Here is a 25820-nt window from a genome sequence, read left to right on the forward strand (position 1 = left end):
CTCAAGGCTGCCCGTCATCATCGCGGGCTCGGTTGCAGTCGAGCTTATTTGCAACATTAACGGCATGGGTCTTCTCGTCTACCAGTCCATCATGGCGAAGGACTTCAACGTCGTCATGGGAGTCACGCTCATGACTGGTGTGCTCACGATGATCGGCATCCTCATTGCCGACATCGCCTACGCCGTTCTCATGTGCCTTGGCGACAATCCCGTCAAGCTGAGCAAGCTGTTCATCGTTCCAGGCCACGACCAGCGCCTCGGTCCTGAGCAGCGGCAGGTTCAGCCGCGCGTGAATATCCATGTATTCGCGGTACCCCTCCTGCATGCAGGCCACTTCCACGACCTGGCTTGGCGACAAGCCGACTGGCTCAAGCAAAGCACGTAGTCTTGGCGGTATAACGTGGCCAGGAATAGGAAATGAAGCAAGATAGTCAAATGGCATAAATTTCAACGTCCAGACTTGGACTTCCTTTCGGTGCTAACGATTCCCATAACCAGCGGGCCACCGACCTAGACCGTCAGGCCACAAACGTTCTTCCCGTCTGCGTTAATGGGCTGGTTATGCAATTTGCTGTTTAGTTTCTTCTTTTAAAGTTTTTTCCGGCCATCCATTTTCTGAATAATCTAGATATTTTCCGTCATACTTAATGATTAATAATAAAAGAATATAAAATAAGGCGATACAACTGTAATTTAGGTCTATATATTTTTGGAATGCCCGTGGATCTTCATTTAATTTGTCAGGATGAACTGATTTATTCCTGAGTTTCACCCATTGCTTTGCAATCGATTTTTTAAATACTCCATTTTGAGCAAGAACGTATAAGGCACCCTTCGGGGAAGAATTATTTAATAATCCACTAATGCTGCCCAGCAATCTGCCTTTTATTCTTTCACCCAATTCAGTGCCATCCAAAACCTCTACTGCTGCATTCGCTTGGTTTGTAATTTCTTCGTCAGGCAAGCCCAACTCTCTGAAATATGTACTTAATATCCCTTCGATGGCAACACCAAGAGAAAGAGATGCATTCTCAATGTCTGCTTGCCATGCTCGATTTACTTTGTGCCAAAATCCATACAAATCAGAATAGGGATTTTCGATAGCCATTAGATATTTTTCCAAAAAACAAGAAAATGATTGGATATCTGCTGGTGATGAATGTTTAAAAGGTGGTGGAAATTCTTTGTTGGAAAACGAATCTGGTACAGACTTGATTTTCAAAACTGAACTTTCTTGAAGAGTATATTTTATAACCACAGGACGAACGACTTTTCCCAAGATTATATTGAGTGCCTCAAGTATTTTGATGGAAGTATCTTCATTTAGAAATTCTGGCTTTGAATTTACATTTATAATCAGATATTTTTCATGCTTGTTTAGATCTACTTCCAAGTTATTGGTTGTAAAAACAGACCTACTAAGCTGCCAACCGCCATTAGGTAAATCCACTTTTGAATTACACGGAATTTCGAAGTTCCCTGGTAGGACAACAAAAAGATAATTTTTGTCTGCTTTCGTCGATCCTTCTTCAACAGTTTCAATTCCCCTCAACCTTGACGTAATAACTTGTCCACTAGCAGGAAAAGAGACATTGGCCGAAACCCAAATATTATCTGATGTCCATTCTACCCCGGACATGTCAATTGCTTTTAAGCTGAAATAATTGTCATCTGAAATGATTTTTCCAGGCGTATGATGTTTAAATCTATGCGACATCTCTTTTTTTATGTCATTGATTTTACAATATAGTTTTAATTCTAGTATTCCGTTTTCGTTTTGTTTTATAGTGCCTGGCCCAGCGTATACTATTGGGTCATTATCAACTTTTTGGGTCAAAGTTATATCGATACAATCAATTTCGAAAGTGTTGGAAATAAACTTATCGATTGTCTCTGTATTAAAATTCAAAATTGATCCCCTATAATTTCACTGCATAACGGCCCGCTATTGAGCCGCGAGAATCGCAGGTGCAGAGTTGAAAATGTAGTTTTTTTCAATTCAGTGCCGAGAATCGCAGTCGGCTCGAACGCGATGGATAGGTGGAGCGCGTAGCGCGGAGCCTATTCATTGTGTTCGAGGTACTCGACAGCGGGCCGATAGGGTGGTCCGTTTGTGAGCGGAGCGAGCGGTCCACCCTATCAGTGTTAATAAGTGGAAACTTTCCATGATATTGGCAGTAATAGATACCATAATTTTCCACTTATCCTGATATCAAAGCAGTGGAGATGGAAAAATCGTTCCACTTATTACTTTATTGCTCGACTTTTCCATATATTGAAATATTATAATATCCAACATGGAAAACAAACCTAACCCGACGGAGCTGGATAAGACCCTTTACTGTTCAAACATCATTAGAGTATTTTTTTGACCATCATGCAACATACACGTTATTCCGTAGATGTTTCGGACAAAGGGTCTAAATTTCGCCCCAACCCAAAACTCAAGCTGATGGAGCAGGTCCGCGAGGTGCTTCGTTATCATCACTATGCCTACCGCACCGAGCAGACCTACTGTCAGTGGATACTGCGTTTCATCCATTTCTTCGGCGGCAAGACCCATCCCCGGGATCTGAGCATCAGGGATATAGAGCGTTTTCTCTCCGACCTGGCCGTAAAACGGGAGGTGGCTGCTTCCACGCAGCGGCAGGCCCTGAATGCCATCGTTTTCCTGTACCGGGAGGTTCTTGATAAACCTCTGGATGGGAAAATCGCCCCTATCCGGGCCAAGAAAAAGCCAAAGACCGTAACCGTTCTCGGCATAGAAGAGGTTTCCCGTTTTTTTCGTCATATCGATGGCACCCATGCGCTTATGGCCAAACTCCTCTACGGCTCCGGCTTGCGGCTCATGGAATGTGTTCGGTTACGGATCAAAGACATCGATTTTGACCGCAAGCGGATCAAAGTCCTCGGCAAGGGCGACAAGTGGCGGAGCACCATTCTCGCTCCGCCGGTTATCCCTGCACTGCATGCCCATATGGAACGGGTCAAAGCACTGCATCATGCCGATCTGGAAGCGGGGTTCGGCGAGGTTTATATCCCGCCGGCCCTGGCCCGTAAGTATACTCATGCCGCCGGAGAGACGAGCTGGCAATATCTGTTTCCCTCAAAAAAACGTTCAATTGATCCCAGGTCGGGCATGGAGCGGCGTCATCATGTAATGGAGTCAGGCCTGCAAAAGGCGGTAAAGCTGGCAGCCAGGCGGGCCGGTATTGATAAAAGGGTTACCTGTCATACCCTGCGCCACAGCTTTGCGACCACGATGCTGGAGAATGGTGTCAATATCCGTGTTCTGCAGGAACTCATGGGGCATGCCGATGTTAAAACGACCGAGATGTACACCCATGTGATGGACAAGGATATTTCACGTCTCACCAGCCCTCTGGAAGGCCTGGATCTGTAGCATTATGTACACTGGTTATTTAATACATAAAATCGCCAGGATAGCAAGAAATATAACTACCAGGTTTGTGCTAGGTTTTTACCAGGTAATAATACTAGGGTTGTCTCGGGAAACCCTGTACCGGCGCGGGATTGCGCGGGAAGGGCCAGGTTGAAACAGATGGAGTAAAAAATCGCCAAGGAAAGGAAATATAGTCTCTCCCTTGAAAGAATATATTTTTTTATGGTGTCCCCCGCTGTCCGTCGACTTAATAAAAACAGGCCGGCGAAAGGATTGTGGCTTGTTTCAGGGCCTTGGATTCGTTTTTGCTAATACCGGCATGCTCGGCTGTTTCATCCCATTTTACCTTGATGGTTTCCGTTATCTCTTCTTGAATTATTTTTGCTTCTGCCGGCGTCAGTCCAAACTGTTCCGGTTGGCTTAAGGCATTGCGAATGGTGCTTTCCCGTCCTGCATTTCCGACAACCATTGCCTGATTGGCCGTTTGTCCGGCGCGCAACATCGGGCAGATGTCATAGGCCGGGGTGAGGGTATAATGGTGTCCATCCCAGAAAAAGGCGTGATTGCGGGCATGGTCGTCGGTATTGCCGATCAGGATATTGAAAATCATTCGCCTATAAAGCTGTTGTGCATCAACCGGGTAAAGGGCTCCGTAACGGCGGATAAAAGATGCCAGGTCCGGGTAAGAAGCCAGGACTGCTTCTGTCTCATGCAACTGTAGCGCCGAGAGACCGCTGATGAGGAAGTGACGATGCCATTGGCCGTTGCCCGGTTCTCTATCAAAACGTTTTACCAGTAATACATCTTTCCCCAGCACCTTCAGAAGTTTTGTGGCCGGCACTTCAATCCCGCACTGACCTGCCAGCCGCATGGCAGCATACTCACCTCTCACTACCGGAAAATGATCGGTGGTGGATGAGAACTTGGCTATCCATTTATGATTTTCATCGTTGAGTAAAGATTTGGGCCTGGCCCCGCCAACGCTGGAACCGTGCAGAAGCGCGTTTGCCAACGATTCCGGCAGGGGCTGACCGGTTTCAACCTTTTCTGCGGCATGAAGCAGATCTTCAATCAAGGCCTGCTGGTCAGGTTGAATGATCGGGTAGCCGGTTGATTCCGGCCAGACATCCAAGGCGCCAATTCTGTCTCTCCCTGCCTGCAGAAGGTAGTCAAGCTCCGAGAGGGCGCGGCCTTGGGATTTATATGCCAGGACCCTGCGTCCCCATGCGTCGGGGGCTGCATCCCTGATCACACTGTGTGTTTCACCGAAGGAGGGAGAAAAAACACCCTCATCCAGGGGAAGTTCCCGCGGGTCAAGCGCTATGGCTTTTGACCTTTCCAGATAGCTGCGACCATAGACAAAGCTGTAAGTATTATTATCAGCCTCCAGCTTGCCGCAGACCACCGGTTCGTCTTCGCCCGGCAGCCATATCCAGATATATGCCTCAGAAGTCATTGTCTATTGTTTTCCGGCGTCGCCTCACCCGGCTGGGCAGAGTGCTCTTTAGTTTTGCCAACAGATCGCTGACCACGGTCTCACTTCTTCCTTCGCCCATGGCCTGCCAGGTCAGAATCGGCAGGCCGAGAAGCCAGGCTGCGGTGAGATACAAACCGATCGCCACTTCCGGGGCGCCTTTTTCGATGCGTACCACGGTCATCCGATTAACCCCGATGCGCTGGGCCAGTTCTTCCTGGGTCCAGAGTTTTTCTTTCCGGGCGCAGGCAATCAGTGCACCGATCTCCTTGAGAGATTCCCGCACGCTCGGAGGAAGTGCTGCTGTCTTTTTCATACTCACTTGATCGATTCATTAATCATAAAACCATTTTATGATAGATATATATATCTTTTGGATCTTAAAGTCAAGCCAGTGCAGCTGTTGAATCGGTCGGTATGGGGGGTTGGCGAGAGATGACGTCTGAAATTGGTTTGAAAGAGAGAATATTGATGAACTCGTAACAACCCGAAAGGCTTCAAATGCCACCCAATAAAATCAACAAGTTACAAGACGAATCACGTCCGTCGAGCGGGTTGTTGCGAGACCGACAATATTGCTTGCCGTTGTCGGATATCAACCGGTTCTCCGTGACACAACTATTATGATATGAATCGTGTAATCGTCTCGACCATTACACGATATGCACGATAATTGTCTTGACCTTTGCCGGAGAATTTCATGGGCGGTATAGAATAAAGAGACGATATGAGGAATTATGGCGCACATTTTTTCGTCACGGATTCAGGCAAATGAATCAGGCCGCTTCCTGTTTCACCCGGGAACCGCCGCGCAATGACTGCCAGCGGCCCGAGACCATTGACCCGACCGCGGCCACCACCCCGAAAGTAAACACCCCCAGGACCAGGGGCAGGCCCTTGATCTTGAAGATGTCGTAGAGAAAAACCTTGCCCCCGCCGAGCAGGGCCACCGCAACCCCGACCAGAAGGATCTCTATGCTTTTCCTGCGCACCGCGGTCAACATCAAGACAATGGCGCTGAGATTGATCAGTACCGTCTGGCCGCCGGTAAAGACCCCGTCCGATTCGACCCCGGTTGCCAACAGGAACTGCTGGAATGACAGCCGGAAAAACAGGAAACCGCTCACCAGTCCGCTGATCAGCAGACACACGGCCGCAACATCCTTCTGGTCGAACCAGGAAAAGAAGGCGGACTGGGTGGTGGGCGGCTTATGGGCCCGGGCCCAGCAATAATGGAGCAGGCTCACCCCGGCCATGATCGCCGCGGCAATGATACTCAACCGCGGCGAGACCACTCCGGTGGTAAAAACCCGCGACAAAACGGCAACCGCAACGGCCGCGACCTGGAGGATGTAGGAGGTCAGCCGGACCCCGCCGCTGTTCCATTGTTCGGAAAGCCGCACCAGGACATAGGCCCCTGCGGCCCACAGGGGAAGAACCCAGGCGAGGTTGTCCACGATGACACCCAGGCCGGCGGCAACCAGAAAAACACCGGCCAGGGTAAAGGAATTGCTCCCGGGCGAACCCTGCCGGGCGCGGCGGCCGGCCAGCCAGGCGGCCAGGGCCTGGTAACCGATCCCCAGGGCAACCACGATCAGCCCCGGCAGAACAAGGCGTTGCTGTGACCAGGCACCAATCACCGCCCAGCCGGCGATAAAGGCGCAGATCGCACTGACGGTCGGAATCATGCCGTCGAAAAAACCGACCTCCGGCGCGGCTGTCACGCTCATCACCCCGGTAATGATATAAAAAAGGAGCATAAGGGCCAGGAGGGGAAAGAACCAGCGGCAGTAGATGAGCAAGGCGGTGAGCCCTTCGCACCCCCCGCCCTGGCTGAGCTTGAAGGTCCATAACAACCAGAACAGGATGGTCAACCCCAGGGTTGTCCAGCGCAGCGAGGGACAGAAATCGCGCCGCGCGGCAAGGGCGGCGCCGAGATTGGCAGCCAATAAAATCACCGCGGCCATGGGAAAAACCGGATAGGGGAAGCCGATGATCATCCCGGTAAAGCCGGTACCCAGATTGGCGGCACACAGGGTGAACCGGGCCCGGTAACGGAGGCCGAGCCAGGTCACCACCCCGCCGGCCACAAAAAGCAACCCATAGGCCCAGACCGTGGACAGGGTATGGAACCGGCCGTGGGCCTCGAGAATAATGGAGAAGAGCAAGAGCAGGCCGCTGATCGGAAATACCGGCGCCAGCCGGCTGTTGGTGGCAAAAAGACGCCAGCCCCAGAGAATCAGGGCAATGACATAGCCCAGCCCGATGACAGAGCCGAGATGGATATCGATTAATCCGCTGTCAGTAACGGTCCGCAGGATCAGGGCAAAGACCAGCACAAAACAGACCGTGGCAATCCGCGGCAGCAGGGCACCGGGCAACATCTCCTCCCGGGCGGCCGGCAAGGGTGCGGTTCCCTTGCCGGCCGGCTGCCGGTCCCGGCCCGCGGTTGCCGGCAACCGCTCCCTTTCAATCAGTTCCAGCCGGGCGACAACCTCGTCCAGGCGGGCCTGCAAAACAAGGACCTGCTCGCTCAGGCCGCCAAGGTCGGCGGCCCGGGTTTCACCGTCTGCGCTCATTTTTTCTCCTGCTTTTATTGTCGGTCTCGCAACAACCCGCTCGACGGACGTGATTCGTCTTGTAACTTGTTGATTTTATTGGGTGGCATTTGAAGCCTTTCGGGTTGTTACGAGTTCATCTTTATTAGTGCCCATCCAGGAATGGCCCTTTCGCCCAATCTCGGCGTCATGCTCAAAAAACAATCCTCGTAATATCATTTATATGACTCCGGTTATTTTTTCGCGATCCTTGATCTTGGATGAAATTGCTCATTTCTGGACGGACACTATTTACCTGTCAATTCTTTGTTTTTCGCCTGCTGCTCCGGGCACTGAATAACCATTCAGATTAAATGCTTGCACTATTCCGAGCCCAGCTATATATTGGCGAACGCCTTGCACGATGATTACCACATTGTGGTACAAGCATCGTTCCGCGTAAATACCACAATGTGGTACAAAAATTCAAGAGCTCCATTAATTTTTACTGCCACGTTGTGGTACCTTGGGGCATCCAGGGCGTCGCTGGTTCGTTTCCGGCAGTTATTCGATTTACTCGCAGGCCAAGGAGGATATTAATGAGAAATTATGTCTGGAGACCGCTGATCGTAGCGCTGATCGCCATTGCCCTGTTGCTCGTCGCCCGGGCGATAATGGTGCCGGACGACTTCGGGGTGCATGGCGACAGTTTCACCTACAACTTCTACCGGAAGGACAGTATCAATGACTGGAAGAAGATGGAGGTGAAATACCAGGGCAAGGCGTACTGCGTCGAATGCCATGAGGAAAAGGTCGAGGCAAACCTCTCCTCCCCCCACGGCATCATCGAATGTGAGAACTGTCACGGTCCGGCCCGGAACCATCCGGACGATCCGGAACTCCTGGAGATCGTCACCAAGCGGGAGCTGTGCCTCCGCTGCCACGACTCTCTGCCCTATCCGGACAGCCTGCGCGGCGATATCATCGGCATCGACCCGGAGGAACACAACCCCGGTTCCGAATGCATTGAATGTCATAACCCCCACAATCCTGATCTGGAGGATATGTGATGAGTTGTTCACGAAGAGATCTGTTGAAAAATTCTCTCAAGGGGGCCCTGGTCGCCTCCCTGCCGGTGGGGGCCTTCAAGTTGATCAGTCCGGCCCGGGTCAAGGCCTCCATCGGCGATTCCCGAACCAGATGGGTGTTCCTGGTCGATACCAATACCTGCGTGGGCTGCGGTTTCTGCGTCAAGGCGTGCAAGAAAGAAAACAATATCCCCTACGACACACCGGTCTCGCGCACCTGGGTGGAACGCTACGTGATCATGAATGACGGCAGCGCCCACATCGACTCCCCCCATGCGGGCCGGGACGGCTTCACCAGCCCTAAAATTCGTGGGGAAGAAATCAACCCCGATGATATTGCCAAGGCCTTTTTCGTGCCTAAACTCTGCAACCAGTGCGAGATGCCCGCCTGCGTGCAGGTCTGCCCGGTGGGCGCCACCTACCAGACCGAGGACGGGGTGGTCCTGGTGGACCGCACCTGGTGCATCGGCTGCGGCTACTGCATCATGGCCTGTCCCTACGGAGTACGGTTCTTCCACCCGGTTTACAAGGTGGCTGACAAGTGCACCTTCTGCTATCACCGGATATCAAAGGGCTTGAAAACCGCCTGTGTCCAGGCCTGTCCCTTTGGGGCACGGAAAATAGGCAATCTGAAAGATCCCGATGATCCGGTGACCAAGATCATCATGACCGAACGGGTTTTAGTATTAAAAGATGAATACGGCACCAAGCCGCAGGTGTTTTACCTGGGTCTGGATAACTACGTGAGGTGATAGGATGACGGAAGTATTACCCATAGCGCAAGGACTCGTTGTTCACGGCATGGACTGGACCACGAAGGAACTGTTCACCTACCCCAACGAGTTCATCTACTGGAGCATCCAGATCGTCATGTACCCCTATATGACCGGTCTGGTGGCAGGGGCCTTTGTGCTCTCCTCGCTGTACCATGTCTTCGGCCAGCAGGACCTCAAGAACATGGCCCGGTTTTCCCTGGTCTTTTCCCTGGCCCTGCTGCCGGTGGCGATGATGCCCCTGATGATGCATCTGCAGCATCCGTTACGCGGCATCAACGTCATGTTCACCCCGCACTTTACCTCGGCGATCGCTGCCTTCGGCATTGTCTTTTCCACCTATGCGATCATCGTGCTCAGTGAAATCTGGTTCGTATACCGGAGATATTTTGTCGATCAGACCATTGCCCTCAAGGGTCAACCCGGCGCGGCCAACAAGTTCATGTACTATCTCTACCACCTCCTCTGCCTGGGGGCCTACGACCTGGATGAGGCATCCGTGGCCAAGGACAAGAAGGCGATCAAAATCCTGGCCGCGGTCGGTATCCCGGTGGCCTGCTTCCTGCACGGCTACGCCGGTTTCATCTTCGGTTCGGTCAAGGCCAACGCCCTGTGGATGTCGCCGCTGATGCCGGTCATCTTCATCATGTCGGCGGTGGTCTCGGGCATCGCCCTCTGTATGCTGACCTATATCATCATCATGCAGTTCCGGAAATTCCAGACCATCATTGCCAAGGGCAAGGGCGACGAGTCGGTCAAGGTAATTGCCGGCGCCGAGTTGGACGTGATCACCAAGACCTCCCGCTACCTGCTGGGCTTCCTGGTGGCGGCGATTACCCTGGAACTCCTCGATCTGATCTTCCGCGGCTACACCGCGATGAAATCCTGGGACATCCTCAGATCAGTGATGTACGGCAAGGACTTTGTGGACATCTTTATCCTCCAGTACGGCCTGGGCAACCTGGTCCCCTTCTGCCTGCTGCTCATCCCGCGGCTGACCATCAGGCGGGCCTCGGTGGCCCTGGCCCTGATCCTGTTCGGGGTATTCATGATGCGGTGGAACGTTGTTATCGGCGGCCAGGCGTTCTCGCTCAGCTTTGCCGGCTACATGCACTACCATCTGCCGATCATCCCCCACAACCTTGAAACCTTTAAGGAGGGACTCTTCGGGGCCCTGACCGTGGCGGCCACCCCCTTTATCCTCTTCTGGCTGATAAACAAAGTCACTCCCTCTCTGGAGTACAAATAAATAAAGGACTGGTTACCGTGTCCGAAACCCCGCGACCGTCAGTTGCGGGGTTTCGCGGTTTATAGCGGCCCGGGCGCCCGGGCCGCGCCTGGTGGATTTTGTTTTGTTGCCCTGTTCCGCACCCTCTCGGCCCAAGCGGGCACAGCCGCCACACCTCCGCCCGATTCGATTGCCCCCCTCCCCTCCCCTTTTCTTATCCCGTAAAATCGCATCCACACAGATCACCATCAGCTGGAACACCGATACAAAGGATACTTCCCCGAAAAACAAGCGGTCTGCGCGATCAGTGGGCAGCCCCTGAAACTTCTTGCCGGAGCCAATGGAATATGGCATTGAGAGTGGAAGCTTTTTTCTTACGGTTCGCTTTTCCAGGGAGCGTTTATTATGAAAGCGGGAAATCAATGGCAGAACAGCGGACCAAGGAACAGCTCCGGCAACATTATCTGATTGAGAAGGAATTGGCCGGCAGACTGCGCGCCGCCTCCCCGGCGGAGCGAAAAAAACTCTATTCATCCCTTTATGAAGAGTTGTTCCGCCGGGTGCCCGACCACCCGCAGCTTACTGAAAAGAAATCTCCCGGCCGGCAGCAGGCATCAATCCGCAACCGGCTGAAACTTTTTGAAAACCTGCTGACCGGAACCACATCGTTTTTAGAGGTCGGCCCTGGGGACTGCGGCCTGTCTTTTGAGGTGGCCAGACGGGTAAGGCAGGTCTATGGCCTCGACGTCAGCGAGACGATCACCAGCCGCGACAACCTGCCGGAAAATTTTCAGCTGATCCTTGCGGACGGCTGCGGCGTCCCCTTGCCGGAGAACAGCATTGACCTCGCCTATTCCAACCAGCTCATGGAGCACCTCCATCCCGATGACGCCCTGCGGCAGCTCAAGAACATATTCACTGTTCTTGTTCCAGGCGGGCGCTATATCTGCATTACCCCCAACCGCCTCAACGGACCGCACGATATTTCAAAATATTTCGACCGGCAGGCCACCGGGTTTCATCTCAGGGAGTATACGGTCGGGGAGTTGACCCGGCTCTTCCGGGCGGTCGGCTTCAACCGGCTTTTTTGCTTCATCGGCGGGAGAGGCAGATATCTCCGGGTGTCCCCCCTTGTACCGCTGCTGGTAGAGGCCCTCCTGGGACTGGTGCCGGCCGGGCCCCGCCGGGTCATCGCCGATCTCGCCCCGGTGCGGGCGCTGATCAACATTCGCCTGATGGGCATCAAGTAGCGGTCCGCCGGCCAGGCCCCCACAAAAAAAAGACCTGCCGGGCAAACTTGCCCGGCAGGTCTTTCAGTCCATTACCTTATATATGGTTATCGGTCCAGCCGTTACTCCGGCTCGTCGTGGCACAGGCTGCAGTCCTGGCTGATGGTGTTGCCCTGCACCGAGGTATGCTCCTCGTCATGGCAGCGCCAGCAGCCGTAGCCCTGGTCCGCATACTGGTGGCCCAGGTGCTGCTGATAGGTGCCCCAGGTGATATTCATGGCCGGCCAGACATTCTCCAGGTAGACCCCGACGATATAGTCGGCCGCCCGGCGGATATCCTCCTCGTGCCGGATAAACTGCTCCTCGCCCCGCAGCCGCTGCAACCCGAAGAGGTATTCCGGCATCTTCTCCCGTGCCTCTTCCCGGCTGGTGTACTCCCGGGTAATGACCTGCAGGGCATCCTCGCGGATACCGGGAATCCCGGGATTGATCTGCTTGCTGAGCAGGCCGAAATCCACCCGTTCCTCGGGCATGTCGTATACATGGGTGGGCCGGTTGTGGCAGTCAACGCAGTCCATTACCCGCCATTTCAACTTCTTGTCCGTGGGGATCTCAATGGAATCGTTGGTAAACTCCTCCTGGCTGCCGTCGGGCCGGACCACCCGGACCTTGGCGATCCGGGTCCGCTTGTCGTCCACCGCCAGATAGCTCACCTTGACGTCCTTGCTCACATGCCAGTGAATCCCTTCAAAGGCATCGGTCTGGGGATTGCGGCCGCCGATGTGCAGGGCGATCTCGGTAATCTCCGGGGTCTCCTGGTCCTCATTGCTGAACCTGGTAAATATCTTGACCTTCTTGCCGTGGAACTTCTCCGGCCAATGGCACTGCTCACAGGTATCCCGGGCCGGACGAAGATGGGTGACCGGCGCTGGAATCGGCCGGCTGAAACTGTTGGTCATCACCGCCAGCACCTGGCGCAGACCGGAGATCTTGGCCCGGACGAACCAGTCGGCGCCCGGACCGATATGACACTCGACACAGGCGACCCGGGAATGGGACGACTTCAGATAACGGGTGTACTCCGGCTCCATCACCTGGTGGCAGACCACCCCGCAGAAATAAGGGGAATCGGTGAAATGATAACCCTCATAGGCAATGATCGCCAGGATGGAGATGTTGACCACGGTAAGGACCATGAAGCCGATCACGAACCTGCGGTGACGGTGGTCGCTCAGATTGATATGGAGATGGTCTTTTTCCAGGCCGTACTGGTAAAACTGCCGGCGCCGCAGATAGGCGGCCAGGGGAATGAGCAGCAGCCCGGTGACCATGCCGCCGGGCAGGATCATGAAGGTGATCACCCCGACATAGGGGTTATCGACCAGGCCAAGCTGGTCAACCACCAGGCCGACCAGCATCAGGGTGATACTCACGGTGGTCAGGGCGACCCCGAAAACGCCGAGCGGCGTCCGCCACATCCCCCGGATCATATGTCCCCAAGGCCCCCGGTATTGCTCCTCACCGGAATCCGCGGTTTCCTGCTCCTGCTTTTTCTCGCCTTCAGCCATGGAAAATCTCTCCTTACTCGTCGTTCACTCTTTTTTTATATGCAAATCGCGTAAGCGTTCAGCTGGCACGCATCATCTTGCGAACAGGCCCGGATGGTCCTGACAATCGCCACCCGGGACACGCCGCCGGACCCCGGGGCCTACAGTTTAGGGTGGCACCGTTTGCAGGAATCTATCGAATCAACGCTGAACGCCTTGTGTCCGTTATGGCAGTTACCGCAGTACTTGCCCTTTTTCATCTCCGCCATGGTCAGATCGCCGCCCTTGATAACGTTTTTGCCGGCCTTCATGATAAAGACCTTGGGATGACACTCAATGCAGCGCAGCCGCTCCCGCTGGGTATGTTTCTTATGGCTGAACACCGCCCTTACCGTCCCGTTGGGCACGGTGAGGATAAGATCTTCCGGATAATAGCCGTGCTCCACCATCTTCTCCATGGCATTGATCTTCTTTTTCTTGGCCGAGGCCTTTTTCCGCTCCGCCTCGGCAATGGCATACTCCGCATCGGCAATGGCCTTTTCCGCCTCGGCCATGGCCCTGGCCGCCTCGGCCTTGGCCTTCTCCGCGTCAATCCTGGCCTTTTCCAGGTAGCTTGCCGCGCTGTCCTCTCCAGCAACAGCCAGGGTCAGCGGCGCAAAAGCAACCAGCATGACAACCAGCATCCCCGCGGCAATCCCGAAACCTCTCATTCTCTTTTCACCCATCTGCATCTTATTCCTCCCCAAACCAGTCATGCCCTTCTGGAAGCGACACGACCGCCTTATCACTTATCAATGATTATCTCTTCTACTTCCACGGGTTGGGCCTCTTCCTCCACCGGCTCGATCAGCCCCTTTCGCACCATTTCATCATACCCCTTCACGCCGATGTGGCAGCGGGCGCACTGGGTGGTGGTGGAAAAGGCGATGTCGCCGTTATGACAGGTTCCGCAGTACCTTTCGTTACAGAGACTCTCCATGTTGAATTTTTCCAGGTCCTGCTCCATGCTCAGGGCCTCCATCTCAAAGGTCTCGTCGTGGCACCATTCACAGTGGAGCCCGAGGTCCTCGGTATGGGCCTTGTGGCTGAAGATAACCGCCTTGAGCGGCTTGGTATAGACGATGTCACCGCCGTGCTCCATCTCTTCTTCATCATCGGCAAACACCAGCGGGCCGTTCAAAAGCATGGGAATCAAAAGAACAAACAGTAAAAGGAAAACTATTTTTTTCATCCTGCTCACCTTGTTTTCCGGCCGCGGCAACCACCCGCGGCCCGGACATTTATGAAGGTTTATATGAAAGTGGCCACAAAGCACTGTGCTCGCCATGCCGGAGTGACGTCTTTCATCATGTTGTTGTGGCCGGCCGGTATGGTCCAGCCTTGCTGGTTATTACTCCCTGGGTCTATCACCCGTTCCCCGGTCAACTCAATGCTATCTGACATCCGCCTGCCGGCGCAGATCCCACGGTGAGGAGCGGGTGGCCTTCATATAGAAGACATTGGGCTTTGAGCCCGCTTCCGGCCGCAGCACCCACACCTGCTTCTCGATCTGATGGACCATCTTGAAGACCACGTTGTCCGGATCGGAGATATCGCCGAACATCCTGGCCCCGGTGGGACAGGCATTGGCACAGGCGGTAAGCTTCTCGCCCTTGGACAACCTGGTATCGTAACAGAAATTGCACTTGTCAATGGCATGCCGCTCTTCATTGAAATAACGGGCATCATAGGGACAGGCCAGGATGCACATCTTGCAGCCGATGCACTTTTTGCTGTCCATCATCACAATACCGTTTTTCTTGTCCTTGTAGGTGGCCTTGGTGGGACAGCCCCGGCAGCAGGGCGGCTCGTTGCAGTGGTTGCAGAGAATGGGGATGAACTCCCGCTGCCGGCCCACCGCATCGGTGACCACCTTCTTCATTATCCGGGTCCGGTAGCCGTAGTCCGGCACCTCGTTGGTCTCCTTGCAGGCCTTCATGCACCGCTCGCAGTCGATGCAGAGCCCCTGCCGGACCACCATGCTGTAATGCGGTTTATAGGGATACTTCTTAACAAAATCAGTGGTGGAGGCAAAGGCCTCGCTGACGTTGGAGACCACGGCCAGGATCCGGCCGCCGGCGAACACGCCGGAAATCACCAGTCCCATTTTCAGGAAGGTCCTCCTCTCCAGACCGGTGATCAAGCTGCTCTTTTCCTCTTGGAGGTTATCAAGATCTATTTTATCGAGCTTCATGCTTATTACTCCTTGCTCCTTGATTCGACATAGATATGGCTGTAAACCGTGGCGACCCTAGCCCTTGAACTTGCGGATCCGATGATGGCGCTGCAGGGCCTCTTCGTCGGTCTCACCTTCCTTGCGGTAATGGATGCCACCGCAACCAGGACAGATAAAGGCGCCCGGCGGCACAATCTCGTGCTTCTGGAACTGATGGCCGTTCAATATCTTCTCGCCCACCAGGAAGAGGATGCCGGCCAGGAACACCCCGCCGACAACCACCGCGATCTCGTGGAAGGAGGGGAAGTACTTCAAGAGCGAGCTGTACTCCTCAACATGCAGACCATGGTACACCGGCACAATCTGGCCGGCCAGCACCAGGTTATAACGCATGAAGAAGATTCCGATCATCATCATCGCCGAGGCGACGAACATATGTTTATAGTGAACCCCCTTGGAGCGGATCAGGAGAATAAAGGGCAGGACCATGCCGAGACCGATCTCGGCGATCCAGAAGGTGAGGGCGTAGGGACCGGTGATAAAGGCCTTGATGGCGATGTACTTCTCCGGCGCAACCAGGCCGCTGATAATCTTCCACACGGTGAAGAACATGATTATGGCGATCAACATGATGGTTAGCTGACATACCGCCTTGATCGCCCGCTCCATCCGCCGGTTCAGAATATCAGGGTTGATCATCGCCGCGATGCAGGTGAAGAAGATGATCGCCGCGCCGCCGGACATCATCGCGGAAACAATGAAGTAGATCGGCATGTAGGGGCCGTACCAGAACTCACGGCCGTGCAGCATCCCGAAAACCGCGCCCAGGTTGCTATGGGCCGCGACCCCGAAGAGAACCCCCAGCAGGCCACTGAATCTGGACATCCCGTGGTTCTGTTCCAGCAGGAAGTAATACTCAATGCCCAGGGCCAGCAGGTACAGGCCGTACAGGGTACCCATCCACCACATGTTGGAGGTCAGGTTGGGTGACAGGACGTTGTAGATCGGCATCCGGAACGGATTTTCCACATCGAAAAAAATTATCGAAAACCCACCGAGCATAAAGGCGATGGACAGAAAAACCGCCCGTTTGGCAATCGGCATATATGGCTCATAGCCAAACACATGGCCGATCGACGAGACCAGGCAGAGGCCGGTGGAGGTTACAACGCAAAAGATATACCCGGAGATCAGCAGTCCCCAGGGAATCTGGCGGGTTACCGCGTATACATGGCGATAACCGGTAAAGGTGCCGTCCAGCCCCACGGTAAAAGCGGCAACGGCCACCATGCTCATCACGACCATGACGGCCAGTACCGGTTTGGAACTGAGAAGTTCCTTTTTTCCGAGATACCCCCACCTGTCAGCGGTTTCTTCCTTGATTCTAATCATCCCTACTCTTCTCCTTTCCCTAATAAATCACACGGTGGACAATCCGACCACTCACCTACGTCCTCTATCCGGACGGGTACTCACCCCTGATGAGTTACCCTGTGAGCGGTAATAAAAAATTCTCCAAAATCCAGACCTCTATCCCTCCCCCGGGTCAACGGACCGGCGGGAGCGGGGTTGCCGATCGTCCGGAATCATCGGCCCTGCCGCCGCGGCGACCGCCCGGTTTCCGAAAAGACGGCAAACTAACCGACTTTGCGTGCCTATATACTACAATGTGGTACACAGGTCAACGAACATAAAAAAGCCCTCTCCCATCCGGAAGAGGGCTTTCCACCACCAAGTTGTCATCAATTCAAAACGTACAGGAAAATCATGGTATAGATGATCGAAACCACCAGGGCCAGGCCAATGCTCAGGGCGGTGAGTCCGAATACGTGGGAGAGGATGAAAAACCAGCGCGGCGGCGGGTCACATTTGATCTCGTCCAGCTTGCCCGCCGCAACCAGGGCCTCATATTCACGCGGCCGTTCGTGCATCAATTCATCCAGGGGCATGACCCCGGTAAAAATAACCGGATCCATGGGAAACTTCTCCGGCCGCAGGTGGGTATTGAAAAAATGAACGGTAAAGATAAAGCCCGAGGCCAGCAGGGCCTCGTCACTGTGGATGATGGTGGCGATATTGATCCAGTAACCGGGAATAACCTTGGTGAACTGCTCCGGGAACCAGAGACAGAGTCCGGTGCCGCCGATGACCGCAACCCCCCAGAACACCGCCATGAAGTCGAATTTCTCCCAGTAGGTCCAGCGGCCGTAGCGGGGTTGCGGGCCGCGCCCGAAAAACCACTTGGAAGTATCGATCATCTCCTTCAGGTCCTGGGGCAGCGGCACCAGGGAGGTCACCGGATCAAGGGCAAAGCCGATTATCGATTTACCGGATTTCCGCCAGTTCTGGAACATCAGAACAAAATTCAGGCCGAAATAGGTAAAGGTGATGACCGCGCAGATCCGATGCAGCACCCCGAGGACCCGGAAACTGCCGAAGAAATCGGCAACCGCGCCGGCCCAGTCCTGGGCCGCGAATTTAAGGACCATGCCGGTCACGGCCAGGGTCAGGAAACTGATTATCACCATTAAATGCAACAATCTGGGAAAGATGGTGAACCGTTGCACATATTCTCTCTTCAATGTATCCATGTCTGTTTTTCCTTATTAATCCATAGCGGCTATCCGGCGCCGGTTTACTTATGTATGAATTAGCTGATTCACACCGTCAACGCGACCAGGGCATCTTACTTGAACCTTTCACGACTGTGTTTACGGCGCCTCTTGAACCGCTCCCGGAATGAACGGGGGATCCAGAACAGGGTGTGCAGTCCGAAAAAGGCAAAGGTGCCGACCAGGAGTCCGGTCATGGCCCAGAAGGTATAGAAGAGATATGGATATTTGCTCCGGTCATGATGGGTTGCATGGGTCAGGTAGCCGGTAAACTTCCGGTTCGAACCAGGATGACATTTCTTGCAGGTCTCGACCACATTGTTCCGATGCAGCCGGGACTTGGTGTAATAGGTCGGCAAAATGTCGTGTGAGCCGTGGCAGTCCGAGCATTTGGCCGTCTTCTCGCCGCCGGACAGGAGCGATACCTTGCCGTGATAGGTGTCAAAGTAGGTCTCGCTTTCATGTTTATGACAGGTGCCGCACTCCTCCAGGATAAGGGTGCGGAAGGAGGCCACGTCCACCCTCCTGATGGTATGGGAAGTATGGCAGTCGATGCAGACCGGCAGTTTCTTGTCAGTGTTGGAAACATCCGGGCTGTGGATCGATTTTTTAAACTTCTGGGCAATGCCCAGATGGCAATGACCGCAGGTGTCAACAATATTCTTCCGGTTAACGCTGGAATCCGGGTCGCTGATCGGCAGCACGCTGTGGGCGGTATGACAGTTGGTGCAGGTGGCTGAGACCATCAACCCGGACTCTGACAGCCCCTTGCCGTGGATACTCATCTTGTAATGTTTGATAATATCGTGCTCAGGCCCCTTGTACCTGATCGCGGCCTTTTCGCCCTCGCGGTGACACCGGGCGCACAGATCCGGAACATTCCTGGCAAAAACAGGTGAGTCGACCACATTCTTCGCCATGATGTTATGCTGGCCGTGACAATCGGTACAGGTCGGCGCGTTGGGATTGTTCTTGGCGGCCAGCATCCCGTGGGTGCTCTTCTTATAGAGCTGGACCTGGTCGGCATGGCAGATGGAGCAATCCACCCGGCCGGAATTGCGGCAGACCGGGTTGTTGTTGTGATCGACATTGACGTGGCACTTGACACAGGCGATCTTCTTCTTCTGGTGGATGGAGTGGCGGAAATCATCCACATCAACGAACAGGCTGCGCTCGGAACCGTCCGCGCGCAGTTCCTTCAGATCAGGATTGGCATGGCAGCGCATACAGAACTTATCATTCAGACTGTCTTCGTAGAGTACCCGCCGGGCCTTATGCGGTCCGTGACACTCCACGCAGGCCGGCACCTTGTCCGGTTCCTTTTCCCACAGCTCGCCGCGGACGATCTTGACATGGGCGGCCTCGATGTTGGCATGACACTTCATGCAGGTCTTGACCACATTCTGACGGCTGATGGTGGAGTTGGGATCGGTGTGGGGCAGCACGTTATGACTGGTATGACAGCTGGTGCAGACCGCGGTCACGGTCAGACCCTTGCGCAGCAGACCCTCGCCGTGGATGGACATTGAATAATGTTCCAGGATATTATGCTTGGGAATATCATGGGTCTTGGTCATGGCGGTCCCTTCCTTGTGGCAGCTGCCGCACATGAAGGGAATGTTCATGATAAAGGTCTTGGACCTCTTCTCAGTGGACGGCAGGATATTATGGGTGCCGTGGCAGGAACTGCAATAGGGGGCAAAGGGGTCATTGCTGGCCACGGCCCGGCCGTGGAGGCTGTTGGCGTAAACAGCGGCCACCGCATCGTGGCAGTTGCCGCAATCGACCCGTTTCATGGGAAAGGGGTGGTCCCGGCCCTCCGGCACATCGGCCTCCTCGTGACAGGAGACACAGCCCTCGTCGGCATGCACGGATTCCTCAAACCTGGACTCATCGACAAACAGGCTTATCTCCTTGCCGTCTTTTTCAGTGGTAAACTCCTGGTCGCCGTGACAATCCAAACAGTCCGCATCGGTCATGGCCAGGGCACTGCTTGCTCCCCCCCAGAGCACACACGATAAAATCAGTACAAACACTCCCTTGCCGGCCGACAGCTTTTTCCTTGTTACGTCCATTGGTCTTCTTGTCCTTTTCCCGATTTCCCTCTCAAAACACTCCCCCAGAAAACTAAACCCGGAACCCCGGCCCAACCCGGGAACACCCCCCCAAAAAAAAGCAGATCAGCCAAACAGGGATTTCCGGGACCCCTTTTTCGATCCGCTGGCCGGGACGTGGAAAAACTTACAACAAAAATTGCGCACCGACACCATTGCATTACGCAACACTACAACTCAATTTTACCACGCCACAAGATGGTACATAATTTTGAAAACAAATTAGAATTTATAAAATGAACCCGCCTAAAATTCAAGAAAAAAAACCAGGCAATCTTTTTTAATTTATTTTTTCCCGCTCACGCCCGTAATCCTAATTGTAAAAAACTTTTATGCTTGACATTTCTCCCATATCTATTCTAGATTCCACGAATGAATGAGGGTTCAGTCATTGTCGGGGTCGGCGGATGAATGAATATTCAATCATGCCCCGGGGGATGAAAAATACCTGCCCGAAACGGCCCGACGCCATTGCCCGAAGATAGAGGTTGATGGACAGAAAAAGACAGGAGGTGTTTGTTATGGATGTCAAAGTTGAAAAAGGACTCAGCCCGCTCAATCTTGTTTTTTACGCTATCGCCATGGCAATAGCGGCCTGGTGTGTCGGCAGCATCATCCTGGGAATTGTCCAGGCCGATGAAAAAGGGCTTGATATCTTCAGGAAATACATCGAGTTCTTCGGTTTGACCCACTACCACTACACCGAACTCAGCCATTATATCTATGTCAAGGGCATCGAGTATATCCTCGCTGTCCTTTACTTTTTTGCCTTCCCGGTTTTCTACTTGATTATCAACAAGCGGGACAACGATTAGGCCATAGATGATCTTCCTTATGTTACCGGCATGTTCACCAGACAAGGAATCAACCGACAAATATCATAACAAGTTGCGGCGGAAATCAGGGGATTTCCCCGCACCGGGGAATAACAGCGTTCAGGAGGAGAAAAAGAGATGCGGGCAAAACAAATTCTATCCATGATCTGCATGGCGATTCTGGCGTCCCTGCTGACGTCGGCCGGTCCCTGCAACGCCCAGAAACAGGAGACTGCCGAGGGTCCGGCAACGATCATCCTTGACAGTCTGGCCAAATACTATGATCCGGTGGAGTTCGACCACGGCATGCATATCGAGTATCTGGAAAACGATTGCTCCCACTGCCATCATCATACCATCGGCACCCCGGGCACCGGCACCCAGAACTGCAAGATCTGCCACAAGTACGAGCCCGAGGCCAAAATCGTGGCCTGTCGTGGCTGCCACCTGCCGCAACCCTACACCACCGAGGGATTGTTGTTCACCGAGGAAGAGAAGAAACTCTTCCATAAAGGAAAACCGAGCCTCAAGGGCGCCTACCACCAGTTTTGTATTTCCTGCCATAAGGAGGTTGACGGACCTTACACCTGCGACGGCTGCCACATGATTAACGACAAGGGCGAGCAATTATTCCGCGAGGGAAAATATGCGCCACCAAAAAGGCCGGCCAAAACAGGGCACGGCGGAGAAGGTCATTAAACTCGTTAACAAGGCCGGGTGAAGAGAATCAGCCTTATTTTTGCGAAGGGGGAACATTATGGATAATAAGATGAACCGACGAAACTTTTTAAAGGGGGGGCTGGCAGGTGGCGCCTTGACCTTCCTCGGCAAGGGCAAGGAGGCCGCCGCGTCCGTGGCCCCCCCGCCCCCCGTCTCTGACATCACCATGCTCAAGGAGGGTAAATATCCCCGCGGAATGGGGGTCCTCTACGATCTGTCGCGGTGTATCGGCTGCCGGACCTGTGAGGCGATCTGCAACAAGGAACATCATCTGCCCGAGCCGGATCTGCCCTTTGACGACACCTCTGTGTTCGAACGGGTCCGCCGCACCCACGAGGGGGCGCGGACCGTGGTCAACCGGTATAAGATCAAGGGCCAGGAAAACCCGGTCTTCCGCAAGGTCCAGTGCAACCACTGCGCCGAGCCGGGCTGCCTCTCCTCCTGCTTTGTCAACGCCTACACCAAGACCGCCATCGGCGCGGTAACCTATAACGAAAAGGTTTGCGTGGGCTGCCGGACCTGTATGATCGCCTGTCCCTTTTATGTTCCGGCATACCGCTACTCCAGCGCGTTCAACCCGATCATCATCAAGTGCACCATGTGTTACAATACCAGGCTGGTCAAGGGCGAGCCGCCGGCCTGCGTGGCCGCCTGCCCCCGCGACGCGATGAACTTCGGTAAACGCGAGGACCTGATCTACATGGCCCACCAGCGGATCAGGATCAACCCGGGCAAGTATGTCGAACATGTCTACGGAGAGAAAGAGGTAGGCGGCACGGCCTGGATGTATCTCTCTCCGGTTCCCTTTGAGCAGGTCGGCTTCGACACCACCCTCGGGGAAAAACCCATTTTCAGCTATGTCAAGGAATTCCTGTCCATCGTGCCCATGGTACTGACAATCTGGCCTGCTCTGTTCAGCGGTTTTTACCTGTTGGCAACCCGGAAGGAATCGCAGAAAATCAAGCAACAGGACATTGGCGAGGAGGGCAAGAAATAATGAATAAGTTCGTAGCTGAAGGATTCAAGCCGATAACTTCACCCTATAAAGAGGATGGCAAGACCAAATGGACCATCCAGGAAAAACTGCTGCTGGGCCTGTCAACTCCGGACTATATCACCCAGTTGATCCGCAATCCGCTCAACTGGGTGTTCGCCCTGATCTTTTCAGTGGGAATGCCCCTGGTCGCCCTTCGTTTCATCAAGGGCCTGAGCTTTGTCACCCACAGTTCCTATGACTACCCCTGGGGGCTCTTCCTGGGCTGGGGCCTGTTCGTCATGGTGCCCCTGTCCGCCTCCGGTTTCATGCTGGGGACCACGGTCGAGGTGTTCGGCCGCAAGGATTTCAAACCAATAGAGCGGTTGGCCCTCTTGAACGGGTTGCTGGGGTACCTCTTTGCGGTTGTGTTTCTCCAGGTCGACCTGGGCCAGCCCTGGCGTCTGATCTATCCGATGGTTGTTTCCCTCGGACCCCAGGCGGTGCTCTTCCTGGTCGCCTGGCATGTGGCCACCTACCTGTCAGTGCAGGTGGCGGAACTGGTGCCGGCCTTTGCCGAGTTGTTTGACATGCCCAGGACCAAAAAATTCATCAAGAGCATGGTCATCGGGCTGACCATCTCCGGCATCATCCTCTCCACCCTGCACCAGGGGGCTCTGGGCGCCCTGTTCACCTATGCGCCGGGCAAGCTCCATCCCCTCTGGTATTCATCCACCTTCATGTGGTTCCACTTCTTCTGCTCGGCCATCTTCGGCGGGCTCAGCATGCTGATCGTGGTCAGCACCATCTGCAAATACTTCATGGCCTGGCGCTGTGACGACAACTTCCTGAACAATATCGACAAGCTGACCATGTCCCTGGCCAAGGGCTCGGCCATGGCCCTGATCACCTATCTGATCATCAAGATCATCGGGGTGGCCCATGACAATGACTGGATCTACCTGGTGTCGGGCTGGGGCCAGTGGTTTCTGATCGAATTACTGGTGGGCACCATTGTGCCCCTGGTTCTGTTCACCGTGGCCATCAGAACCAATAATGTGGGACTGGCCCGTTTTGCCGCCCTGATCGCGGTGTTCGGCATTGCCTTGAACCGCCTGAACACCGTCCTGATCGCCTTTAACTGGCAACTGTACCAGGAGATCCCGCACCCGCGGGAGATAGGCATTGTTATCACCATCTACACATTATACATCGCAACCTACCGGTTCTGCCTTGCCCGGATGCCGTTGCTGTATACCTGGAAGGATAAATAAACCGGTGCCAGGATAAGGACCGTGACAACCGGAAATCAAAGTTATAGGTTACAAAAAAACTATTCAGAAGGGATAAGACCATGAACCGACTCAAGGGATTGTCTGTACTGCTGCTCACAGCGTTCTGCTTCTGCGCCTGGACAACCGCCGGTGTTGCTGAAGAGCATGCGAACATACACGGAAAGCTCAAGGGGCCGTTTGAAACCCCGTACGATGTCACCAGGAAATGTCTGACATGTCACCAGGATGCGGCCAAGGACGTGATGAAGACCGAACACTGGAACTGGCTGCAGAAACAGAGGATCAACGGCAAGGAAATAATGTACGGCAAAAAGGTTGCGATGACCAACTTTGCCATCACCGTGGACGGCAACTGGCCGCAATGCACCAGCTGTCATATCGGCTACGGCTGGGAGTCGGCCGGCTACGACTTCAAGGAACAGTCCAATGTGGACTGCCTGGTCTGCCATGACACCACCGGCACCTATAAAAAGGCCAAGAACGGTGCTGGTCTGCCCCGGGGTTTTGCCGGGGAAAAGGCGGAACGGCACCCGGTGGATCTGTTATTCGTGGCCCAGAACGTCGGCAAGCCCCAGAAAAAAAATTGCGGGGCCTGCCATTTTGCCGGCTGCGGCGCGGCCCATGTCCGACACCGGGCCCTGGACCCGTCCTTTAAAGATCCGAGCCTGGACATTGATGTCCATATGTCCAAGGCCGGCGCCGGAATGGAGTGCCAGAAATGCCATTTCTCCCATGCCAAGCATAATATCATGGGCCATTTCGAGGAGATCCATCGTGAGGGTATCGAGCGGATCTACGTGCCCGGCTGCGTGGAATGCCACAGCGCTACCCCCCATAAGCTGACGATCCTGAACAGCCACTTTAACGCGGTTGGCTGCCCCACCTGTCATATTCCCAGCTATGCCCGGGAATATGCGACCAAGACCAACTGGAACTGGTCGCCGGAAACAAAGGAAGAGATAAAAAAACAACAATTACAACAACATACTCCGGTAAAAAAACTGGGCACCTTTACCTACGAGAAAAATCTGATCCCCAGCTATGAATGGTACAACGGCAATGACACGGCCTATCTGCGCGGCGACAAGATCGATCCCACCAAGGTCGTCCGGCTGAACGGCCCGGTCGGCAACGTCAATGATAAAAACGCCAAGATATTCCCCTACAAGACCCATCGGGCCACCCAGATCTTTGACAACAAATATAATTACCTGGTGACCCCGTTGCTGTCCAGAAAGGGTGACACCGCCTTCTGGAAGACCTATGACTGGAATGCGGCCGCCAAAAAGGGCATGGCGGCAATCGGCCTGCCCTACAGCGGCAGTTACGGCTTTGTCAACACCATCACCTACTGGCGCATCAACCATGGGGTGGTGCCGGCCGACCAGGCCTTGGACTGTCTGGACTGTCACGGCAGCCGCGGCCGGATGAACTGGAAATATCTCGGTTATGAAGGTGATCCCTGGGAGATCACCGGTTTGAGCATCAAACGGCAGAAGCACCACGTGAAAAAATAACAAGAACATTTACAATAAACAGGCCCGGCGCCACCATCCAATGGCGCATCACCCCCGGGGTGGCGCCGGGCCACAAACCAAAGGCGCGGCCGGGTTTTCCTCCGGCCGCGCCTTTTATATGAAAATGTAAACATTCAGTAAACCCCCTCCTGGCGGGAAAGGGGTCTTCTTCTACCAACGGCCGCTCCATTGAGGTAAGCGTTCACCAGCACCTCATCTTCGCCCATTTCGGAGTCTCGTGCCTCGCTTACCTGGCCTGCTCGAATAGCACCAGTATGCT

General features: G+C 54.2%; 22 protein-coding genes. 11 read left to right on the plus strand and 11 right to left on the minus strand.

The window, feature by feature from the left end; all coding sequences use genetic code 11:
* Positions 1 to 385 (plus strand): ABC transporter permease subunit (locus L3J03_07250; protein ID MCF6290773.1); only part of this gene is annotated, 385 nt, incomplete at its 5' end.
* Between the two features lie 174 nt (positions 386 to 559).
* Here L3J03_07250 and L3J03_07255 read toward each other — a convergent pair.
* The gene (locus L3J03_07255) at positions 560 to 1909 is read right to left on the minus strand and encodes a hypothetical protein (GenBank protein ID MCF6290774.1); all 1350 of its coding nucleotides are present in this window, start codon (positions 1907 to 1909) and stop codon (positions 560 to 562) included.
* Positions 1910 to 2452: 543 nt separating this feature from the next.
* Here L3J03_07255 and L3J03_07260 point away from each other — a divergent pair.
* A complete protein-coding gene (locus L3J03_07260; GenBank protein MCF6290775.1) occupies positions 2453 to 3403 on the plus strand; it encodes an integron integrase in 951 nt (316 codons plus the stop codon).
* Positions 3404 to 3650: 247 nt separating this feature from the next.
* Here the strand turns inward: L3J03_07260 and L3J03_07265 are convergent, their stop codons facing one another.
* The 3 genes from L3J03_07265 to L3J03_07275 all read right to left on the minus strand — a co-directional run bounded on the left by L3J03_07265 (position 3651) and on the right by L3J03_07275 (position 7456).
* The gene (locus tag L3J03_07265) at positions 3651 to 4859 is read right to left on the minus strand and encodes a type II toxin-antitoxin system HipA family toxin (protein ID MCF6290776.1); all 1209 of its coding nucleotides are present in this window, start codon (positions 4857 to 4859) and stop codon (positions 3651 to 3653) included.
* Positions 4849 to 5193 (minus strand): helix-turn-helix domain-containing protein, encoded by a 345-nt coding sequence (locus L3J03_07270; protein ID MCF6290777.1) that lies wholly within the window; start codon positions 5191 to 5193, stop codon positions 4849 to 4851. Before L3J03_07270 ends, L3J03_07265 begins: the two co-directional genes overlap by 11 nt.
* A 460-nt stretch (positions 5194 to 5653) precedes the next feature.
* A complete protein-coding gene (locus tag L3J03_07275) occupies positions 5654 to 7456 on the minus strand; it encodes a hypothetical protein (protein MCF6290778.1) in 1803 nt (600 codons plus the stop codon).
* 557 nt (positions 7457 to 8013) lie between these two features.
* Between L3J03_07275 and L3J03_07280 the strand changes: the two genes are divergently transcribed.
* The 4 genes from L3J03_07280 (at position 8014) to L3J03_07295 (ending at position 11753) form a co-directional block, all read left to right on the plus strand.
* Positions 8014 to 8484, plus strand: coding sequence for a cytochrome c3 family protein (locus L3J03_07280; protein MCF6290779.1), 471 nt, complete (start codon positions 8014 to 8016; stop codon positions 8482 to 8484).
* 23 nt (positions 8485 to 8507) lie between these two features.
* Complete coding sequence (locus L3J03_07285) at positions 8508 to 9254, plus strand: 4Fe-4S dicluster domain-containing protein (GenBank protein MCF6290780.1); 747 nt, start codon at positions 8508 to 8510, stop codon at positions 9252 to 9254.
* Positions 9255 to 9303: 49 nt separating this feature from the next.
* Complete coding sequence (nrfD, locus tag L3J03_07290) at positions 9304 to 10524, plus strand: polysulfide reductase NrfD (GenBank protein ID MCF6290781.1); 1221 nt, start codon at positions 9304 to 9306, stop codon at positions 10522 to 10524.
* A gap of 401 nt (positions 10525 to 10925) precedes the next feature.
* Positions 10926 to 11753: a class I SAM-dependent methyltransferase gene (locus L3J03_07295; protein ID MCF6290782.1), complete on the plus strand. Its 828-nt coding sequence runs from the start codon at positions 10926 to 10928 to the stop codon at positions 11751 to 11753.
* Positions 11754 to 11854: 101 nt separating this feature from the next.
* Here the strand turns inward: L3J03_07295 and L3J03_07300 are convergent, their stop codons facing one another.
* The 7 genes from L3J03_07300 to L3J03_07330 all read right to left on the minus strand — a co-directional run bounded on the left by L3J03_07300 (position 11855) and on the right by L3J03_07330 (position 20181).
* Positions 11855 to 13300 carry a NapC/NirT family cytochrome c gene (locus tag L3J03_07300; GenBank protein MCF6290783.1) on the minus strand — a complete coding sequence of 482 codons (1446 nt, stop codon included), beginning with the start codon at positions 13298 to 13300 and terminating at the stop codon, positions 11855 to 11857.
* Positions 13301 to 13440: 140 nt separating this feature from the next.
* Positions 13441 to 14004: a cytochrome c3 family protein gene (locus L3J03_07305; GenBank protein ID MCF6290784.1), complete on the minus strand. Its 564-nt coding sequence runs from the start codon at positions 14002 to 14004 to the stop codon at positions 13441 to 13443.
* A gap of 59 nt (positions 14005 to 14063) precedes the next feature.
* Positions 14064 to 14510, minus strand: coding sequence for a hypothetical protein (locus tag L3J03_07310; GenBank protein ID MCF6290785.1), 447 nt, complete (start codon positions 14508 to 14510; stop codon positions 14064 to 14066).
* A gap of 201 nt (positions 14511 to 14711) precedes the next feature.
* Complete coding sequence (locus L3J03_07315) at positions 14712 to 15512, minus strand: 4Fe-4S dicluster domain-containing protein (protein ID MCF6290786.1); 801 nt, start codon at positions 15510 to 15512, stop codon at positions 14712 to 14714.
* Positions 15513 to 15569: 57 nt separating this feature from the next.
* Positions 15570 to 16886, minus strand: a complete 1317-nt coding sequence (gene nrfD / locus L3J03_07320; protein MCF6290787.1) for a polysulfide reductase NrfD — start codon at positions 16884 to 16886, stop codon at positions 15570 to 15572.
* A gap of 350 nt (positions 16887 to 17236) precedes the next feature.
* Positions 17237 to 18085, minus strand: coding sequence for a hypothetical protein (locus L3J03_07325; GenBank protein MCF6290788.1), 849 nt, complete (start codon positions 18083 to 18085; stop codon positions 17237 to 17239).
* Positions 18086 to 18180: 95 nt separating this feature from the next.
* The gene (locus L3J03_07330) at positions 18181 to 20181 is read right to left on the minus strand and encodes a cytochrome c3 family protein (protein MCF6290789.1); all 2001 of its coding nucleotides are present in this window, start codon (positions 20179 to 20181) and stop codon (positions 18181 to 18183) included.
* A 560-nt stretch (positions 20182 to 20741) separates the two neighbouring features.
* On the opposite strand from L3J03_07330, the gene L3J03_07335 reads away from it, so the two are divergent.
* From L3J03_07335 to L3J03_07355, 5 genes are all read left to right on the plus strand, one after another.
* The gene (locus tag L3J03_07335; GenBank protein MCF6290790.1) at positions 20742 to 21035 is read left to right on the plus strand and encodes a hypothetical protein; all 294 of its coding nucleotides are present in this window, start codon (positions 20742 to 20744) and stop codon (positions 21033 to 21035) included.
* Positions 21036 to 21173: 138 nt separating this feature from the next.
* Positions 21174 to 21734: a cytochrome c family protein gene (locus tag L3J03_07340; GenBank protein MCF6290791.1), complete on the plus strand. Its 561-nt coding sequence runs from the start codon at positions 21174 to 21176 to the stop codon at positions 21732 to 21734.
* Between the two features lie 70 nt (positions 21735 to 21804).
* Positions 21805 to 22752, plus strand: a complete 948-nt coding sequence (locus tag L3J03_07345) for a 4Fe-4S dicluster domain-containing protein (GenBank protein ID MCF6290792.1) — start codon at positions 21805 to 21807, stop codon at positions 22750 to 22752.
* Positions 22752 to 24002, plus strand: coding sequence for a polysulfide reductase NrfD (gene nrfD / locus L3J03_07350; protein MCF6290793.1), 1251 nt, complete (start codon positions 22752 to 22754; stop codon positions 24000 to 24002). The genes L3J03_07345 and nrfD (L3J03_07350) overlap by 1 nt, the downstream gene beginning before the upstream one ends.
* A gap of 80 nt (positions 24003 to 24082) precedes the next feature.
* A complete protein-coding gene (locus L3J03_07355) occupies positions 24083 to 25540 on the plus strand; it encodes a tetrathionate reductase family octaheme c-type cytochrome (GenBank protein ID MCF6290794.1) in 1458 nt (485 codons plus the stop codon).
* Positions 25541 to 25820: the final 280 nt, after the last annotated feature.

This window comes from Desulfobacterales bacterium (assembly GCA_021647905.1).
Lineage (GTDB): Bacteria > Desulfobacterota > Desulfobulbia > Desulfobulbales > BM004 > JAKITW01.

Coding starts and splice junctions, on each gene's coding strand:
- L3J03_07260 (MCF6290775.1), top strand. CDS start 2,453: ATGGAGCAGGTCCGCGAGGTGCTTCGTTATCATCACTATGCCTACCGC.
- L3J03_07265 (MCF6290776.1), bottom strand. CDS start 4,859: ATGACTTCTGAGGCATATATCTGGATATGGCTGCCGGGCGAAGACGAA.
- L3J03_07270 (MCF6290777.1), bottom strand. CDS start 5,193: ATGAAAAAGACAGCAGCACTTCCTCCGAGCGTGCGGGAATCTCTCAAG.
- L3J03_07275 (MCF6290778.1), bottom strand. CDS start 7,456: ATGAGCGCAGACGGTGAAACCCGGGCCGCCGACCTTGGCGGCCTGAGC.
- L3J03_07280 (MCF6290779.1), top strand. CDS start 8,014: ATGAGAAATTATGTCTGGAGACCGCTGATCGTAGCGCTGATCGCCATT.
- nrfD (MCF6290781.1), top strand. CDS start 9,304: ATGGACTGGACCACGAAGGAACTGTTCACCTACCCCAACGAGTTCATC.
- L3J03_07295 (MCF6290782.1), top strand. CDS start 10,926: ATGGCAGAACAGCGGACCAAGGAACAGCTCCGGCAACATTATCTGATT.
- L3J03_07300 (MCF6290783.1), bottom strand. CDS start 13,300: ATGGCTGAAGGCGAGAAAAAGCAGGAGCAGGAAACCGCGGATTCCGGT.
- L3J03_07305 (MCF6290784.1), bottom strand. CDS start 14,004: ATGGGTGAAAAGAGAATGAGAGGTTTCGGGATTGCCGCGGGGATGCTG.
- L3J03_07310 (MCF6290785.1), bottom strand. CDS start 14,510: ATGAAAAAAATAGTTTTCCTTTTACTGTTTGTTCTTTTGATTCCCATG.
- L3J03_07315 (MCF6290786.1), bottom strand. CDS start 15,512: ATGAAGCTCGATAAAATAGATCTTGATAACCTCCAAGAGGAAAAGAGC.
- nrfD (MCF6290787.1), bottom strand. CDS start 16,886: ATGATTAGAATCAAGGAAGAAACCGCTGACAGGTGGGGGTATCTCGGA.
- L3J03_07325 (MCF6290788.1), bottom strand. CDS start 18,085: ATGGATACATTGAAGAGAGAATATGTGCAACGGTTCACCATCTTTCCC.
- L3J03_07330 (MCF6290789.1), bottom strand. CDS start 20,181: ATGGACGTAACAAGGAAAAAGCTGTCGGCCGGCAAGGGAGTGTTTGTA.
- L3J03_07335 (MCF6290790.1), top strand. CDS start 20,742: ATGGATGTCAAAGTTGAAAAAGGACTCAGCCCGCTCAATCTTGTTTTT.
- L3J03_07340 (MCF6290791.1), top strand. CDS start 21,174: ATGCGGGCAAAACAAATTCTATCCATGATCTGCATGGCGATTCTGGCG.
- L3J03_07345 (MCF6290792.1), top strand. CDS start 21,805: ATGAACCGACGAAACTTTTTAAAGGGGGGGCTGGCAGGTGGCGCCTTG.
- nrfD (MCF6290793.1), top strand. CDS start 22,752: ATGAATAAGTTCGTAGCTGAAGGATTCAAGCCGATAACTTCACCCTAT.
- L3J03_07355 (MCF6290794.1), top strand. CDS start 24,083: ATGAACCGACTCAAGGGATTGTCTGTACTGCTGCTCACAGCGTTCTGC.